The sequence below is a fragment of the Hyphomicrobium sp. CS1GBMeth3 genome (genome assembly GCF_900117455.1).
Lineage (GTDB): Bacteria > Pseudomonadota > Alphaproteobacteria > Rhizobiales > Hyphomicrobiaceae > Hyphomicrobium_C.
Map to the genome: position 1 here is coordinate 1024855 of NZ_FPHO01000003.1, position 15337 is coordinate 1040191.

Here is a 15337-nt window from a genome sequence, read left to right on the forward strand (position 1 = left end):
ATCCCATCATCTCGTTTCGCTGGATTTGGCGGGCACACACCGGGCACACACGGATGCGGCGTCGCATGTTGTCGCGATGTGTCGGCAAGTTCGTCACTGCGTGTGTGCCGTATCGCGGCTATGAGCGCGTCTTGCGTGCGCGCCCACGCTTCTTGCGCGGTGGCGAACTTGGCTCCGGAAGCAGAGTCCATTGCGCCGGTCGCGGCTGTTGACCGAGCACGGCTTCAAGCTGCGCGACCAGATCAATGCGCTTGTTTCGGCTGAGCGTGGCGAGGTTCTGCTGCCGCCACTTCACCGCTGGCAGCCTGTCCACCTTGGGTATCGGCAAGAGCGGCCAATCCGGTTCGCCCGCTTCGAAGCTGACCAGAAACCTGCGATGCGCCTCAGGCATGTTGCCGACTATGGCATCCACGATGTCGGTGCGCGCCCGCAGGAGATCCTCAAGCGCAACCGGCTCCTCGGTCATGCCATCGAAGCTGTTGGCGAAGGCAGAGGTAATGTCCTTGGGCCTCGCGGCCAAAACTTCGGCCATCGGCCGGGTATGGCTGAGCAGGTAGACGATGAAGGCGGCGCGCAGCTCGTCGCTGATGCCTTCATTGGCCAGCAGGGCGCGAACATCGAACAGATCGCGCGGGTGCTGGCGGTCGAGCGCGGCCACGATCTTGCCGGCATAGAGATCAGGGAACGAAAGCACCTGGATTTCCGCGAAGCCGAAGCGATCCTCGACCGCTTGGCTGACATTGCGCAGCTCGGGTTCGTAGGCACAGCCGCGCAAGACCGGCGTCACCTCGACCGTGATCTGCACGCCCCGTTCACGGATGAACAGTTTGGTGATCGCCCCTTCCGTTACGGAGGTGGTGATGCGCGAGCCGCGAATGCCTTTCTCAACACGCTCCGCCACGCGCTTCATCGCCTTGTCGATGGCGCCAAGCGAGCGGCTGCGGTTAAGAACCGGCAGATAGGTGAGGTCGATATCGACAGAAAGTCGTGGCAGATCCCGGACGAACAGGTTGATGGCGGTGCCGCCCTTGAGGGCGAACGACTCCTCGCGCGCGATGAAGGGAATGGCGCGAAGCAGCAAATTTACCTGGCGCAGATAGACATCATTGAACGCCATCAAGATCCCCGGGGACAGTCATCAGGTATTTGGGATCGAATCGTCCTCCTTTGACAAGCATCCGTTTGCCCTTGCCGAGATCGACGGCACCGCGATCGAGGTGCCGGAGCCAGGAATGCTTGTGGCGGTCGGCGAAGAAGAAGAACAGCCGCTTGACCTTCACGCTTTTGCAGTCGGCGAGCAGTGTCTGGAGGCGGCGGGGGCTCAGCGTGCTTAATCCCTCCATCAGCATGTCCGCCTGGTGGAAGCTTTCATGGTCGGGCAGTTCGTCGAGCAATTCGAGGATGGCGCGCTCCGGGCTTGAAAGGACAAGCGGCCAGTTCCATGGCCCCCAGGGCTGAACGATCGTGCCGGCCTGCTGCTTATCCGATGGGGGGCCGGCCTCCAGGCTGTGCGGAGCCGTCGAGACGCGATGCTTGTGAAACAGCCTGCCGGCGTTGCGATAGGCGAAGCTGGCGTCGGTCGGAAGATCCGTGAGCCAGGTCGGCGGCTTGTCGGGACCGTAGAGATAGACAGTCGGCGTACCCTGCTGCAGGTAATGGGCGTAGCCCTGGAGTTCGAGCGCGGTGCGGCCGCCGACTCCAAGATCGCGCGCAAGGAGCGTCTGCAATGAAACGACTATCTGTTGCCACGCGAGGGGACCGCGTGGACGGAGATAAACGCGCCGTGTCGGCTGAACAAGCCATCCGGACGCTTCGTACTTGCGCAGCAGATTGGCGGTATAGCCGTGGCTGCTAAGCCAGGCGGAATCGACGGGCATCCCCTCGGGAAGGTGCTTTGCCAGCCAGTTCAGCTTCGAGCCTTTTTGTGTACCCATGGTACACTTTATAGCATACTAATGAACCAGCCGTCTAGTTTCAGCAAACGCGAAATAGTGTACCATAAGTACATAAAACGCAAATAACGTGAACCATCGCCATGACCTTCGCCAATGCCAGCCGCGGCCTGCGGATCGCCGAGACCGATTACGAATACATGACGGAAGGCGCCTACGGCCTGATCTTCCTCGACCGGAAGCTTGGACGAATCCGCAAGGTCTACCGGCGACGGCAGGACGCCGATCAGGCGCATTGTTCGGCCGTTTTTGAATCCGAACGGCAGGCTTTCGAACTGGCCGCGCGTGTGCCGGAGATATCCGCGCTGGTTCCGCTGTATTTCGGCCAGAGCGAAGCGGGTAGGATCATCGACCGTGACGGAAAGGACGTCACCGGCGAGGTCTACCCATGTCTCTCGTTCGAGGCCGAATACCTGCCAGGGACGTTTGAAAAGATTGGCACGATCGACGCGAGCGAACGGCAGCGGGTCATGTCACTCTTCTTTTCTGCGGACATCAAACACATGACGGATGCGTCCGTGCGCATCGCCAACGGCGTTGTCGACAAGGTTATCGATTTCGCTGTGCGCGAGATCGAACTGGAGGCTCAACCGCTCTGTTAGCCCACCGGCTGGATGCAGAGCCGGCCTTCAGCCGATCGCATCGAGCGCTACAGGCTCGGCCTGCAGTGTGGCTGCGCACCGGGCGGCCGTGCCGGCTTCCTGGTGTAACCACACTTCAACGGGTGGAAGATTGGGAATTTGATTGGCGACGTTGGCGATTCTGTTGAGGACCTGCAGATCTGCACCTTCGCCGAAGACGAGATAGATGGCGCGCTGATACCCGACAACGTTCAGGAACAGGGCCAGCTTTTCGAGATCGCTACGGATCTCGGCGTTCCCGGCTCGAAACGTCTTCACCTCGATGATGGCGTGGTTGCCTGCCATATGTCCGGGACGATGCACGAGGAAGTCCGGCTTGGCGTGCGCTGCACCCAACTGCATCAGGATCGGGTGTGCGGCCTTGTCGATCTCACCGTTGAGCCGGTAGTCGGTGTCATGCGGCCACCGAATGCGCATGCGGTGATAGAGTTCGTAGCAATAGACGCGCTCGCGATACACCGGATCGCCGCCGTCGATGTTGAGCCGGAAATACTCCGGAGCGATATCGCGTGTGGCACGCGTGAGGATGCGCGTCAGCCGGTGCATGAGAGTCTTTGTAAGACGTCACTGGGCAAACGGACAAGGAATCACAGGTCAGATTTCCCGCCCAAAATCGCGGCCGTCGTTCTTCTTGCGCCATTGCTCCATGTCGCGCCTGATCTGCTCGGCGCGCGAAGGCTTTGCGGAATCACCGAAGCGCTGCCGCAGCGGGGCGTTCTCCGGATCGCGCTTGATCGGCCGCGGCTCCGGCGGGGGAGGTGGCGCATCTTCCTGCTCGATCATAAGTGACGCCTTCGCCATGGCGAAGGATATGCCCTTGCGCTCGGCCTGCTGCTGTTCGCGCTCAGCCTGCCGTTCGGCTGCCTGCCGTTCTCGCAGCGTCTCGAAGCGCGCGCGGTGGATTTCCCAGATCCGGTCGGTCAGCACCTTCGTCTCTGCCTTCTGGCTGCGTGCCAGGCTGCGCCTTTCCTGCTCGTGAACCTGACTCAGACGCTTTGCCAAAGCATCGCCGGAGCGGATGAGCCGCACCATCTGCCGCATGGTGAGAGGCGAACCTTTGCCCAAGCGCTCGCGCTGCGCATAGACGAAGGCCGCGCGATCCAGCATGCGGTCGGCGATGCGGCCGACATGCCGCTCCTCTTTCTTCTGTGCCCGGTATAGATCCCGCCATTGCGGTCTGAACCGCTCCGAGACATGGCCGCGCGCATGATCGATGGCGGCTTGCGTGCGCCCGTCAAGCTCGTCGCGCTCCTGCGACTGGCGGGCCCAGCTCGCCTGACGTGCGATCTTCAGCTCGGCGTCAAGTTGTCCGCGCATCGAGCGCATGCGCTCGACGATCTCCTTTCGGTCGAACCATTGTTTGCGCTGCACGGCCCTGTGCTTCAGGCTCGATGTGATTGCGGTAGTAGGCGCGGTCCGTCTCATGCCGGGCAAGCTTCGGTTTGGCATGGCGCTTGTGCCAGTCCTCGAACACGTCGCCGAAGGTCATGGCTTCCTGCGCTTTGGCCTTGCGCTCGACCACAGGATCGCGGTCGTCGACCTTGACCGCATTGACGATGTTGTGGGCGGCCTTGATGGCCTTGGCCAGGCTGACGGTCCTGGGATCGCCGATCGTGTACTGCCTGAACACGCGGCCATTCCGTCCGCCTGGTTGATAGCGCACGTACCAGGTGCGGCGGCCGGAGGGACCGACATGCAGCCACAGCCCGTCGACGCCCTCGATGCGGTACCGGGTGCGTTTTCCGTCGATGGGTTTGGCGGCCAGGATCTGGCGGTGATTGGCTTTGAGAGTCGGCATCTGCGCTATCCAGAACGGGCACACACGGACACACACCGGGCACACACCAAACGGTTGCTTGCGGTGTTGCGGGGTTATGCCAGATGCCGGCCTAGACTTCAAATTATTTCGCCATATCAGCATCTTATGCTGAACCTGCCAGCACATGCCGGAACGCCCAAAAACCCCTCTGGACCCAATCGCACTGCAGAGGTCAGGGGTTCGATTCCCCTCGGCTCCACCAATTAAATCAATACCTTACACGACCATCCAAGATTCGCTGATTTGCCGTTCACGCTGGGTTCACCCAGGAATGCAGGCGCGCGGAAGACAGCGCATGTTCACGCAGGCGCGCAGCTCCGCTCGATGAACCGCGCCGCAAGCGAGCATCCGTTCTCTTTCTGAATCGCCGCGCCAAGTGCCGATGCGCGTTCGCGCATCGCTTCCCCGTCCATGCTTGCGATGGCTGATGCGACCTCGGCGGCACTCAAGTTTTTGCGGTCAAGCGGGGGCGGAGCGACGCCAAGCTCGTGCATGCGCCGCGCCCAGAACGGCTGATCGCCGAAGAAGGGGCAGATCGTCATCGGCTTGCCGACGCGCAGAGAAGCGGCAGTCGTACCCGCGCCGCCATGATGGATCGTCGCGGCGACATGCGGCAGAAGCTTGTCGTGCGGCGCATGCTCGATGAGGTGGATGTGCTGCGGCATATCACCCACGCGCAAGGCGCCGCCGCCAGAAGCAAGCAACCCGCGCTTGCCGGACATCCGCAGGGTTTCGATCATGGTCGCGCTCATGCGGTCTGCATCGACCCCCGGCATGCTGCCGAAGCCGATATAGACCGGCAGCGGCCCATCATCGAGAAACCGCTTCAACCGCTCCGGCGGCGTCCAGTCGCCCCCATCCAGAAACCAGTACCCGCTCACCAGCACGTCGGGTCCCCAGTCCTTCGGCACGGGGAGGACGTGCGGGCTGTAGGCATAGACCGTGCCGACGGGGGATGCGCCTTGCGCGCCCCGCAAACCGAGCGACGCTTCCCGCCACGCACGCATCATGCGCCCGAAGAGCAGGCGGGGGCCCAGGATAGCGAGCTGGTGGCTCGCGCGGTTGAACGGCCCGAGTGAGCGGAAAGGCAGGAGCGGAACCGGGAAGGCGGAGGTGGGCGTAAAGCCCGGCAAGGGCGAAGCGAGTATGCAGGGCCGGCCAAGTTTCTCTGCGGCCGATGGCGAGGCCATGGATTTTGGGTGGTAGACGATGGCGTCAGGCTCAAAACCACGCATCGCTTCCCATTCGGCATCGAGCACTGCGCGCATGAGCGGCCGGATATGCTTGAGCAGCTTGAACCCTGCGCCGAAACCCTTGCTGCCCGCCACGGCGGCTTTGCCCTCCGGCTTATCGAGCAGCGCCAGGAACTCTCCCGGCACGGGAGCGAAGGGGACATTGTGGTCCGAGACTAATCCCTCGAACTGCGCGGGCGCGCATAATTGCACCTCATGGCCGCGCGCCATCAACGCGCGGGCCAGGGCGATATAGGGTTGAACATCGCCTCTGGTGCCAAGGGTCTGGATCGCAACGCGCATGCGCTCACTCTTCCTTTAACGCGCCGACATCATGAAACGTGCCGCCGCTCGATGAGAAGGTCAGCCATGAGGCGCGCATACCTGTCGTTGCCGTTGGGGAAGGGATGAATATAGACGAGCCGGTGATGAAGGCGCACCGCGAACTCATCCGGCGGATAGGTGTTGTGCTCGACCCAGTAGCTCACGTCGTCGAACATAGCGCGCACTACCGCGCCTCCCGTTTGAGCAGAGCGCGCTTGCGCGCGACGCCCCATCGATAGCCGGACAGCGACCCATCAGTGCGCACGACGCGATGGCACGGAATGGCAACCGCGATCTTGTTGGACGCACATGCAGAGGCAACAGCGCGCACCGCTTTTGGCATCCCGATACGCGCAGCGATCTCGCTATAGGTGGCCGTCGCGCCAACTGGGATCTGGCTCAACGCCTCCCAGACACGATACTGAAACGCGGTGCCACGCACATCAAGCGGCAAGCCAAGCCCGGCCTCGGGTGCCTCGACAAGCCCGACAACCTGCGACACCACGGCTTCGAACGCCGCATCCCCACCAACCAGCGTCGCGCGTGGAAAGCAGTCCTCCAGCTCGTGCACCAGCGCCTCAGCGTCGTCACCGAGCAGGATCGCCGTGATGCCCTTGTCGCTTGCCGCCACGAGAATGGCACCGAGATCGCAATGTCCGACAGCGAACCGAATCGCGGTGTTGGCACCTCCCGACTTGAACTCGGACGGCGTCATGCCGAGAGCCGCTCGAGAAGCGGCGTGCAAGCGGCTGCTCGATCCAAACCCGGCGTCATGCATGGCCTCCGTGACCGTTGCACCCGTTTTCAGCGCCTCGCGCAGCCTCCCATGACGGTGCGCGCTCGCATAGGCTTTGGGCGTCACGCCCGTCGCGGCCAGGAACACGCGATGAAAGTGCGACGGACTGAGGCCAGATCGCGCCGCCAGCTCGGACAGGCTTGGAGCATGTTCTGCAGTCTCGATGAACCGGCAGGCCTCGCGCACCATGTCGAGCGAACTCCCGTCCTGCCTTTCATTCGGCCTGCAGCGCTTGCACGCACGGAAGCCCGCGGCCTCTGCCTCGCGCCAGGAGGCACAAAAACTCACGTTCTCGCGCTTTGCGCGGCGCGCCGCGCACGAAGGGCGGCAATAGACGCCAGTCGTCGCCACCGCATAGACGAACGTGCCATCGGATCTCCGGTCACGCGCCTGAACAGCCTTCCAATAGCGCGTATCCGCCGCCCCGCTGGAAGGGGCAACTTCGCCGTCACCGCTAAACCGCCGCCTCATGGTTTTCGACTCTCTCATGGCTCCAAGATATAGAGCCTTCACCGCTCCCCTGCACTCCGCTCCTTGCTTTCGAATTCAAAAAACGGACATCTCCGCCCAGATTGTGTTGGGCATAAACGCACCTTATGAACACCGGGGAACGAACGAATGGGGAGCGATAGGGTGACTACGTTCGATGTTATCGTAGCCGGCATCGGCGCCATGGGCTCGCAGACGTGCTGGCACCTCGCGAAGCGCGGCAAGCGCGTGCTCGGCCTCGACCGCTACGACATTCCGAACGGCATGGGCTCGTCGCACGGCGCGAACCGTATCATCCGGCTCTCCTATTTCGAGCATCCACTCTACGTGCCGATTCTGCGCCGGGCCTATGAGCTCTGGCGCGAGGCCGGCCAGAAAGCTGGCGAGCAATTGCTTTACACAACAGGATCGCTTGATATCGGCCCCTCGGGCTCACCCATCATCGAAGGCTCGCTGGAGAGTTGCCGCCAGCACGATCTGCCGCACACGCTGCTGACGGCCGCCGATATCGGCGCACGTTTCCCCGGCTATCGCTTGCCTGAAAACTTCATGGCCGTGCACCAGCCCGACGGCGGCTTCGTCGCATCCGAGCGCGCCATTGTCGTTGCGGCCGAATTGGCGATGGACGCGGGCGCCGTCATCCGCGGCCGCGAAAGCGTGCTCGGGTTCGAGCCGCTCGCCGACGGCGAAGGCGTCCGCGTACGCACCGACCGTGGCACCTACGAAGCAGGCAGCCTGGTGCTCTCGACCGGAGCCTGGATCGGCGAGCACGTCCCTGGCCTCAAGGAGACCGCGGTTCCGGAGCGCCAAGTGCTCGGCTGGTTCCGCCCGAAGCGGCCGGAGCTGTTCCGCCTCGGTGCCTTCCCGGTCTCGAACCTGAAAAGCGATCTTGGCCACTTCTATCAGCTCCCGGCCTGGGGCCTGCCCGGCTTCAAGATAGGTCTCTATCACCACCTCCGCGAGAAAGGCCCGGCGGATGCGCTGTCGCGCGAGCCGAATGCCGCCGACGAGCAGGCGCTACGCAAAGGCCTCGCAGCCTTCTTCCCCGAAGCCGATGGCGACGTGCTGACGCTCCGCACCTGCATATTCACGAACACGCCGGACGAGCATTTCATCCTCGACCGGCTGCCGGATGCGCCTCAAATCATCGTGGCCTCGCCGTGCTCCGGGCACGGATTCAAGTTCTCGAGCGCCATCGGCGAAATCCTCGCCGATCTTGCATCCGGGAAGAAGAGCGCGTTCGATCTCTCTCCGTTTGCCCTCTCGCGCTTCCAAGGCACCTCATGAGATTAACGGAGGGTTGATCCAGGTCAGAGGATCATAGGGAGGTTTCACGTAGCAGTTGCACCAAATGCCAGCGCGACACCATCACTCCGGGAGCCTCCAGGCCGAATGCAGGAAACCGACGTCTCGATCCCTTCCGACGCCTTTCATGCGCGCCCAGCCGAGAACGTCTTGGCCGAGATGCGGTCCGATCCGGACGGATTGACGTCTGAAGAAGCAAAACGCCGTCTGCAGTACCACGGCCGCAACGAGTTGCCCGCCACGCCGCCGCGCCATCCGCTATGGCGCCTCCTGGCGCAGTTCCACAATGCGTTGATCTATTTCCTCCTCGCGGGCGCCCTCGCGGCCTGGGTACTCGGTCACTATCTGGACGCTAGCGTTATCGTGGCAGTGGTCCTCGTCAACGCCGTCGTCGGCTTCATCCAGGAAGGAAAGGCCGAGAACGCGCTCGCAGCCATCCGGCGCATGATCTCGCCGCACACGCACGTACTGCGCAATGGCGAGCGTGTCAGCATCCCCGTCGCCGAGCTGGTCCCAGGCGATGTCACCCTGCTCGAAGCCGGCGACCGCGTGCCCGCGGATGTTCGCCTTCTTCGGGCCCGTGGCATGCTGATCGAGGAAGCCATCCTGACCGGCGAATCCGTTGCCTCCGAGAAACACGAATCGCCCGTGCCCGTCGCAGCCGCGCTTGGCGATCGAAGCTCGATGGCATTCTCCGGCACCATGGTCGCATCCGGTCAGGGTGCCGGAGTTGTCGTCGCGACAGGCCTTGCGACCGAGATTGGCCATGTCAGCCGCCTACTCGGTGAGGTCCAGCAACTGACCACACCACTGCTGCGGCAGATCAACGACTTTGGCCGCCGGTTCACTTGGATCGCCATCTGCACCGCCGCGCTTCTGTTTACCTTTGCGGTCCTCGTGCGAAGCTACCAATGGGATGAAGCCCTGATCGCGGTGGTCGCACTCACCGTGGGCGCCGTCCCCGAAGGACTACCCGCCGTCATCACCATCACGCTCGCCATCGGCGTGCAGCGCATGGCTGCGCGCAACGCTATCATCCGACGCCTGCCCGCCGTGGAGACGCTCGGCGCCACGTCCGTGATCTGTTCCGATAAAACAGGAACCCTGACGCGCAACGAGATGACGGCGCGTCGCATCGTTGTCCCTCATGGCGAGATCCTTGTCAGCGGTGCTGGCTACGAGCCGAAAGGCGAGCTGATAAACCCATCCGGCTCTGACGACGCGGCCAGCCGGCTGGCTGCCACGTCGCTTGCCCGCGCCGCCCTGCTCTGCAACGACGCCCATCTCCACGAGAAGCCGAGCGGCTGGGCCGTCAACGGTGACCCGATGGAGGGCGCACTCGTTACGCTGGCCTTGAAGGCAGGTTTAGACGCCAGTGACGTGCGCACGACTTGGCCGCGGCTCGAGGAGATTCCATTCGACGCACAGCACCGCTTCATGGCCACGCTCCACCGCGTGCCGGATGACGAAGGCAACGTCATTTTCGTGAAGGGCGCGCCGGAGCGCGTGCTCGAGATGTGCGCCTTGCAGGACTGCGGGCATCACACTCAGGCACTCGACATGGCCTACTGGACCGAGCGCATTGCGGCCGCCGCCTCGAACGGCGAACGGGTGCTGGGTTTCGCCATGAAGACCCCGGATGGAAACGATGAGTGCCTGACATTCTCGGACGTCGAAAGCGGGCTCGTATTCTTAGGCATCGTCGGCTTCATCGATCCGCCACGCCCGGAAGTCGTCGAGGCCATCGCCGAGTGCAACTCGGCCGGCATCCGCGTGAAAATGATTACCGGCGATCATGCTGCAACGGCGGCAGCCATCGCGCGCCAGCTCGGTCTCGGCGAAGCCCCGCGTGTGCTTACGGGCCACGATCTCGACACGCTTTCCGACGACGCTCTGCGCGAAGCCGTCAGCGACACCGCCGTATTCGCGCGCACGAGCCCCGAGCACAAGCTGCGTATCGTCCGCGCCTTGCAAGCCAACGGCCACATCGTCGCCATGACCGGAGATGGCGTGAACGACGCGCCAGCCCTGAAGCAGGCCGACGTTGGCATCGCCATGGGCCACAAAGGCACGGAGGCCGCCAAGGAAGCCTCCGAAATAGTGCTGCTGGACGACAACTTCGCCTCGATCGTGGCAGCCGTGCACGAGGGACGCACGGTCTACGACAACATTCAAAAGGTAACGTCCTGGACGCTACCGACGAACGGCGGCGAAGCGCTAACCGTCGTCGCGGCGATCCTCTTCGGATTCACGATGCCGATGACTCCGGTGGAAATCCTATGGATCAACTTGATCACCAGCATCACGCTCGGCCTCGCGCTTGCATTCGAGCCACCAGAGAAGAACGTGATGCGTCGCCCTCCGCGCAAGGCCGATGCCGGGCTGCTTACGCCGTTCCTCGTTTGGCGCGTCGTGTTCGTGTCGCTGATATTCGTCGCTTGCGCGCTCGGCATCTTCTTCTATGCACTTGGCCGCGGCTTGAGCCTAGATCTTGCCCGCACCATGGTCGTCAACACGATCGTCGTGCTCGAGATTTTCTACCTATTCAACGTGCGCTATCTCCACATGACATCGATCACATGGCGGGGCGCACTCGGCACACCTCCCGTTTTCCTCGCCATTGGAACGGTTGTCATCGCGCAAATCGCCTTCACCTACGCACCTATCATGCATGAATTGTTCGCGACCGAACCTGTCAGCTTCGCCGACGGCTTGCTAATCGTGGCGGTCGGTGTCATTGCGATGATCGTTCTCGAGGCAGAGAAGCACCTGATGCGCCGCCTCGAAATCCTGAAGGTCTATCCGGAGCACCCTCGGAACGCGTCAGCACACACGACGTGAAGGGTTGCGAGCTGAGCCTTCCGTACCAACGGCGCCCCATCAGTCCTTATTTTTCAGCATGAAGGCAACGCGCGTGAAGGCGGCCATCAGATCCGTCTTCACGTCGGGGAGCAAGCCAACCCGATCGATCGCGATCGACATGCAGTTGAGCCAGGCATCGCGCGCCTCGGCATCGATCTCGACGTGAGCGTGCATCTCGCACACGTTCGAATGGCCGTATTTCTCGATGTACAGCCTCGGCCCGCCGAGAAAGCCCGAGAGAAAATTGAACTGCTCGACGCGCGAATGCGCCACTCCGTGCCCACGCAGATGTAGGGCGTGGAGGACCTGGCCTTCCGGCTCGAATTCGACGATGTCATAAAACATCTCGACGAGCTTCCGTACGCCACCCTCGCCGCCCACGCGCTGATAGAGCAGCGGCGCGCCGTCGGGACCGCGCCGTTCGGATTGCACCGCTCGCCCGTAGCGATCATCAGCCGCGACTCGAGAACGAAGCGCATCCATGGCGACTCTCCGCAATCAGGCGGATGAGACACCGCCAATAAGATGCATATTGTTTGAATGTTTTAAAACACGCACCATGGAAGATCAACGCCGTTACATTGCGACATGCGGAATTAGACCGGCCTGTCCTCGCGGAAGCGGCCGAAGCTGCGCGGCTCCCCGTCTCCGAACAGCATGACCTCGTAGACCTCAGGCGTGCCGCCTTCCATGCCCGGCGAACCGATCGGCATGCCGGGCACAGCAAGGCCACGCCCTTTGGGCTTCTCTGCGAGGAGACGCTGGATGGCCACCGCCGGAACGTGCCCCTCGATGACGTAATCGCCGATCTCACCAGTGTGGCAGGAGCCCAATTCCGCGGGCACGCCGAGCCGCGTCTTGACCGCCTTCATGTTCGGCGCCTCATGGACCGTCACGGTGAAGCCATGGGCTTGAAGATGCTCGACCCAATAATGGCAGCACGCGCAATTGGGATCGCGAAAGACCATCATCGGCGGCAGAGTCTCATCGAAGGCTCGCGCACGCACCGAGATAACCGACACGAGAAGCGCTGGCCCAGCCGCAAGCCACCCCAGAACATGACGGCGATCAGGCCTCGTGGGGTTTTCCATCTCACATCTCCATCAGCCGGACCGTCGCAACATACGCCTCAGCGCGCACCCCGCGCCAGAACCTGCATCAATTCATCAATCTTCTGTTTCTGATCGGCCTCGTCTCCACTCGCCACGGCATGCGCGACGCAATGGGAGATGTGAGCGCGGAGCACATCTTCCTCGACACGCCGAAGCGCCGCCTGCACAGCGGCGATCTGCGTCACGATATCGATGCAGTAGCGATCCTCCTCGATCATCCGCGCGAGCCCGCGCACCTGCCCCTCGATGCGCGATAGGCGTTTCAGACGGGAGGTTTTTGCGTTCTTCATCATGCTTGACAGATACCCTATGGGGGTATATCTGTCAAGATATACCCCCATAGGGTATCCAAGGGAAGCCCACGCGGCGGGATTGAGTCCGAGGAGTAGCGGCTATGGCCAGCCACGAGAACCATCAGCACAGTTCCTGCTGCCAGCACGGTAAGCACGAGCACGGAGCCCACGCCCATCATCACCCAGCGCCTGCGCCGGGCAGCGTGAAAGATCCCGTCTGCGGCATGACGGTGGATCCACACGCCGCCAACCACCGCTACGAACATGGCGGCAAGACGTATTATTTCTGCGCCGCGCGCTGCCGCGAAAAGTTCGCCGCCGATCCCGCCGCCTACCTTGATCCTGCGCAAGCTGCGGCCAAAGCACCTCCGCCGCCAGGCACGATCTACACTTGCCCGATGCACCCGGAGATCCGCCAGGAAGGCCCGGGCTCCTGCCCGATCTGCGGCATGGCCCTCGAACCCGAGACGATCACCGCCGACGCCGCGCCCAACCCCGAACTCGCTGACATGAAGCGTCGCTTCTGGATCGCGCTGGCGCTGACGGTGCCCGTCATCGCGCTCGAGATGGGCGGCCACTTGACCGGCCTCCAGCACTGGCTCGGCCGACAAACCTCAAACGTGACCCAGCTCGTGCTGGCGACACCCGTTGTGCTGTGGGCCGGCTGGCCATTCTTCGAGCGCGGCTGGGCCTCTCTCAAGACGCGCAACCTGAACATGTTCACGCTGATCGCCATGGGCACCGGCGTGGCCTGGATCTACAGCATCGTCGGCACGCTCTGGCCAGGCGTCTTCCCGGCCTCTATGCGGGATCACAACGGCTCCGTCGCCGTCTATTTCGAAGCCGCCGCCGTCATCACCGCGCTGGTGCTGCTTGGCCAGGTTCTGGAGCTCAACGCCCGCGAGCGTACGAGCGGCGCCATTCGCGCGCTCCTCGACCTCTCGCCGAAATCCGCACGCCGCATCCGCCCCGACGGCACTGACGAGGACGTTCGCCTTGAGGATATCGCGGCCGGAGACCGCCTGCGCGTGCGCCCCGGTGAGCACGTCCCCGTTGATGGCGAGATCGTCGAGGGCCGCAGCGCCATCGATGAGTCTTTGGTGACCGGCGAATCCATGCCCGTGACCAAGACCACAGGTGACGCCGTGATCGGCGGCACCACCAACCAGTCTGGCGCCTTCGTTATGCGCGCCGACAAGGTGGGCCGTGACACCGTCCTCTCGCGCATCGTGCAGATGGTGGCCGACGCCCAGCGCAGCCGCGCGCCCATTCAGCGCCTCGTCGATCTGATCTCGGCCTGGTTTGTACCGGCCGTGATCGGCGTTGCGATCCTTGCCTTTGCTGCATGGTCGATCTGGGGACCCGAGCCGCGCCTTGCCTACGCGCTGATCGCCGCCGTCTCCGTGCTCATCATCGCCTGCCCCTGCGCGCTCGGGCTCGCAACGCCGATGTCGATCATGGTCGGCGTCGGCCGCGGCGCGCGCTCTGGCGTCTTGATCAAGAACGCCGAGGCGCTGGAGCGCATGGAGAAGGTCGACACGCTGCTCTTCGACAAGACGGGGACCCTGACCGAGGGCAAGCCGCGTGTGGTCGCGGTCCGGCCAGCCGAAGGCCAGAATGAAACCGAGCTCTTACGCCTCGCGGCAAGCCTAGAGCGCGGCAGCGAGCACCCACTGGCCACCGCCATCGTCGGCGCAGCGCGCGAGCGCGGCCTCGCGCTCGCCGAGCCGCAGGACTTCGACTCGCCGGTTGGCAAAGGCGTCGTGGGATCGGTGGAGGGCAAACGCCTCGCCATCGGCAACCGTATCATCATGGCCGACGCCAGCGTCGATACGGCGCCCCTCGACACAGCAGCCGACGAGCTACGCCGCGACGGCGCCACCGCGATCTACGTCGCCATAGACGGCAAGGCCGCCGGCATCATCGCCATCGCCGATCCCATCAAGCCGACCACACCCGCCGCCATCGCGGCCCTGAAAAAGGACGGTATCCGCGTCGTCATGCTCACCGGCGACCAGCGCACCACGGCCGAGGCCGTCGCCAGAAAACTCGGCATCGACGACGTCGAAGCCGAGGTGCTGCCCGAGGACAAAAGCGCCATCGTCGCACGCCATCGTAGCGAAGGCCGCGTCGTCGCCATGGCCGGCGATGGCATCAACGACGCGCCAGCCCTCGCCGCCGCCGATGTCGGCATCGCCATGGGCACCGGAACCGACGTCGCCATGGAGAGCGCCGGCGTGACACTGCTCAAGGGCGATCTGACGGGCATTGTACGTGCCCACGCGCTCTCCGCCGCCACCATGTCGAACATCCGTCAGAACCTGTTCTTTGCGTTCATTTACAACGCCGCCGGCGTGCCGATTGCGGCCGGCGTTCTTTATCCTGTCTTCGGACTTCTCCTTTCCCCCGTGATTGCCGCGGCGGCCATGGCCTTGTCCTCGGTCAGTGTCGTTGCCAACGCACTGCGCTTGAACCGCGCGGAGTTGTGATCGCCTCCGTCCGACTTTTCTTT

Annotated in this window: 14 protein-coding genes and 1 pseudogene; 4 read left to right on the forward strand and 11 right to left on the reverse strand. The window is 63.3% G+C overall.

From position 1 onward, the window contains the following. Positions 1–118 precede the first annotated feature (118 nt). Together CS1GBM3_RS12110 and CS1GBM3_RS12115 are read right to left on the reverse strand one after the other, a co-directional pair. Positions 119–1117, reverse strand: a complete 999-nt coding sequence (locus CS1GBM3_RS12110; protein ID WP_072395600.1) for a nucleotidyl transferase AbiEii/AbiGii toxin family protein — start codon at positions 1115–1117, stop codon at positions 119–121. Next, on the reverse strand, positions 1104–1934 hold the full coding sequence (locus CS1GBM3_RS12115) for a type IV toxin-antitoxin system AbiEi family antitoxin (RefSeq protein ID WP_072395602.1): 831 nt from the start codon (positions 1932–1934) through the stop codon (positions 1104–1106). The genes CS1GBM3_RS12110 and CS1GBM3_RS12115 overlap by 14 nt, the downstream gene beginning before the upstream one ends. 158 nt (positions 1935–2092) lie before the next feature. Between CS1GBM3_RS12115 and CS1GBM3_RS12120 the strand changes: the two genes are divergently transcribed. After that, a complete protein-coding gene (locus tag CS1GBM3_RS12120) occupies positions 2093–2554 on the forward strand; it encodes a hypothetical protein (RefSeq protein ID WP_171946487.1) in 462 nt (153 codons plus the stop codon). A 27-nt stretch (positions 2555–2581) separates the two neighbouring features. On the opposite strand, the gene CS1GBM3_RS12125 is transcribed toward CS1GBM3_RS12120, so the two are convergent. The 6 genes and pseudogenes from CS1GBM3_RS12125 to ada form a co-directional block, all read right to left on the reverse strand. Beyond that, entirely contained in the window at positions 2582–3139 is a 558-nt protein-coding gene (locus tag CS1GBM3_RS12125) for a hypothetical protein (protein ID WP_072395606.1), read from the reverse strand. A gap of 48 nt (positions 3140–3187) precedes the next feature. Next, positions 3188–3964 carry a hypothetical protein gene (locus CS1GBM3_RS12130; RefSeq protein WP_171946488.1) on the reverse strand — a complete coding sequence of 259 codons (777 nt, stop codon included), beginning with the start codon at positions 3962–3964 and terminating at the stop codon, positions 3188–3190. Next, a complete protein-coding gene (locus tag CS1GBM3_RS12135) occupies positions 3894–4391 on the reverse strand; it encodes an Arm DNA-binding domain-containing protein (protein WP_072395608.1) in 498 nt (165 codons plus the stop codon). The genes CS1GBM3_RS12130 and CS1GBM3_RS12135 overlap by 71 nt, the downstream gene beginning before the upstream one ends. A 320-nt stretch (positions 4392–4711) precedes the next feature. After that, the gene (locus tag CS1GBM3_RS12140) at positions 4712–5947 is read right to left on the reverse strand and encodes a glycosyltransferase (protein WP_072395609.1); all 1236 of its coding nucleotides are present in this window, start codon (positions 5945–5947) and stop codon (positions 4712–4714) included. 44 nt (positions 5948–5991) lie between these two features. Continuing rightward, positions 5992–6153: pseudogene (locus CS1GBM3_RS12145) on the reverse strand (Fic family protein); the annotation flags it as partial. Continuing rightward, positions 6153–7235, reverse strand: coding sequence for a bifunctional DNA-binding transcriptional regulator/O6-methylguanine-DNA methyltransferase Ada (gene ada, locus CS1GBM3_RS12150; protein ID WP_072395610.1), 1083 nt, complete (start codon positions 7233–7235; stop codon positions 6153–6155). The gene ada and the pseudogene CS1GBM3_RS12145, both read right to left, overlap by 1 nt. A 162-nt stretch (positions 7236–7397) precedes the next feature. Here ada and solA point away from each other — a divergent pair, with 162 nt between their 5' ends. Both solA and CS1GBM3_RS12160 read left to right on the forward strand, forming a co-directional pair. Continuing rightward, positions 7398–8540, forward strand: coding sequence for an N-methyl-L-tryptophan oxidase (gene solA, locus CS1GBM3_RS12155; RefSeq protein WP_244534639.1), 1143 nt, complete (start codon positions 7398–7400; stop codon positions 8538–8540). A gap of 105 nt (positions 8541–8645) precedes the next feature. Then, positions 8646–11399, forward strand: a complete 2754-nt coding sequence (locus CS1GBM3_RS12160) for a cation-transporting P-type ATPase (protein ID WP_072395612.1) — start codon at positions 8646–8648, stop codon at positions 11397–11399. Positions 11400–11438: 39 nt separating this feature from the next. Here CS1GBM3_RS12160 and CS1GBM3_RS12165 read toward each other — a convergent pair whose 3' ends face one another. The 3 genes from CS1GBM3_RS12165 to CS1GBM3_RS12175 form a co-directional block, all read right to left on the reverse strand. Then, on the reverse strand, positions 11439–11903 hold the full coding sequence (locus tag CS1GBM3_RS12165; protein WP_083567517.1) for a group II truncated hemoglobin: 465 nt from the start codon (positions 11901–11903) through the stop codon (positions 11439–11441). Positions 11904–12016: 113 nt separating this feature from the next. After that, positions 12017–12511 carry a DUF411 domain-containing protein gene (locus CS1GBM3_RS12170; protein WP_072395613.1) on the reverse strand — a complete coding sequence of 165 codons (495 nt, stop codon included), beginning with the start codon at positions 12509–12511 and terminating at the stop codon, positions 12017–12019. Between the two features lie 38 nt (positions 12512–12549). Beyond that, positions 12550–12825, reverse strand: coding sequence for a metal-sensitive transcriptional regulator (locus CS1GBM3_RS12175; RefSeq protein ID WP_072395614.1), 276 nt, complete (start codon positions 12823–12825; stop codon positions 12550–12552). A 101-nt stretch (positions 12826–12926) separates the two neighbouring features. Between CS1GBM3_RS12175 and CS1GBM3_RS12180 the strand changes: the two genes are divergently transcribed. Next, the gene (locus CS1GBM3_RS12180; protein WP_072395615.1) at positions 12927–15314 is read left to right on the forward strand and encodes a heavy metal translocating P-type ATPase; all 2388 of its coding nucleotides are present in this window, start codon (positions 12927–12929) and stop codon (positions 15312–15314) included. Positions 15315–15337 lie beyond the last annotated feature (23 nt).